This is a genomic window from Gordonia sp. i37, from assembly GCF_002043085.1.
In the GTDB taxonomy this organism is placed as follows: Bacteria; Actinomycetota; Actinomycetes; order Mycobacteriales; family Mycobacteriaceae; genus Gordonia; species Gordonia polyisoprenivorans.
Genome location: NZ_MVPX01000574.1, coordinates 1 through 1767 on the forward strand (window position 1 = coordinate 1; position 1767 = coordinate 1767).

At 54.7% G+C, this 1767-nt stretch carries 1 rRNA gene; it reads right to left on the reverse strand.

Going from position 1 to position 1767, the window contains the following annotated elements:
• Positions 1-16: 16 nt before the first annotated feature.
• Positions 17-1767: ribosomal RNA gene (locus tag B1964_RS27950) — 23S ribosomal RNA — on the reverse strand; the annotation flags it as partial.

The following is a 1767-nucleotide window of genomic DNA, read 5'->3' on the forward strand; positions in this document are numbered from 1 at the left end:
AAAGAATATAAGGATGTTGTTGTAAGTCCTCGGCCGATTAGTACCAGTCACCTACACCCATTACTGGGCTTCCAGTTCTGGCCTATCAACCCCATGGTCTGTGGGGGGCCTTAACCACTCAATGGTGGTGAGAAACCTCATCTTGGAACAGGCTTCCCGCTTAGATGCTTTCAGCGGTTATCCCTTCCGAACGTAGCCAACCAGCAATGCTCCTGGCGGAACAACTGGCACACCAGAGGTTCGTCCGTCCCGGTCCTCTCGTACTAGGGACAGGTTTCCTCAAGTTTCTAACGCGCGCGGCGGATAGAGACCGAACTGTCTCACGACGTTCTAAACCCAGCTCGCGTGCCGCTTTAATGGGCGAACAGCCCAACCCTTGGGACCTACTCCAGCCCCAGGATGCGACGAGCCGACATCGAGGTGCCAAACCATCCCGTCGATATGGACTCTTGGGGAAGATCAGCCTGTTATCCCCGGGGTACCTTTTATCCGTTGAGCGACACCACTTCCACACGTTGGTGCCGGATCACTAGTCCCGACTTTCGTCCCTGCTCGACATGTACGTCTCACAGTCAAGCTCCCTTGTGCACTTACACTCACCACCTGATTGCCAACCAGGCTGAGGGAACCTTTGGGCGCCTCCGTTACCTTTTAGGAGGCAACCGCCCCAGTTAAACTACCCACCAGGCACTGTCCCTGAACCCGATCAGGGTCCGAGGTTAGAAGTCCAATACGATCAGAGTGGTATTTCAACAACGACTCCACAACCACTGGCGTGGCCACTTCACAGTCTCCCACCTATCCTACACAAACCGAACCGAACACCAATACCAAGCTATAGTGAAGGTCCCGGGGTCTTTTCGTCCTGCCGCGCGTAACGAGCATCTTTACTCGTACTGCAATTTCGCCGAGTCTGTGGTTGAGACAGCAGAGAAGTCGTTACGCCATTCGTGCAGGTCGGAACTTACCCGACAAGGAATTTCGCTACCTTAGGATGGTTATAGTTACCACCGCCGTTTACTGGGGCTTAAATTCTCAGCTTCACACCCCGAAGGGCATTAACCGGTCCTCTTAACCTTCCAGCACCGGGCAGGCGTCAGTCCGTATACATCGTCTTACGACTTCGCACGGACCTGTGTTTTTAGTAAACAGTCGCTTCTCTCTGGTCTCTGCGACCCACACCAGCTCAAACAGTAAATGTCGTCACCAGAATGGGTCCCCCTTCTCCCGAAGTTACGGGGGCATTTTGCCGAGTTCCTTAACCACAGTTCTCTCGATCGCCTTAGTATTCTCTACCTGACCACCTGTGTTGGTTTGGGGTACGGGCCGTGTACCAACTCACTAGAGGCTTTTCTCGGCAGCATAGGATCATGGAATTCACCACAACGGTTACGCATCACCTCTCAGACACCTGAAGCACGGATTTACCAATGCCTCGTCCTACAGGCTTACACCAGGACAACCATCGCCTGGCCCCACTACCTTCCTGCGTCACCCCATCGCTTGCCTACTACCACCCGAGGTCCCATGCAGCCCCCGCCGGCTACCCGAAGGCAGTCCATTGGGATTTGGATGGTTAGTACAGATGATTCAGCATGGGCGCGGATACACGGGTACGGGAATATCAACCCGTTGTCCATCGACTACGCCTGTCGGCCTCGCCTTAGGTCCCGACTCACCCTGGGCGGATTAGCCTGGCCCAGGAACCCTTGGTCATCCGGCGGCAGAGTTTCTCACTCTGCTTTCGCTACTCATGCCTGCATTCTC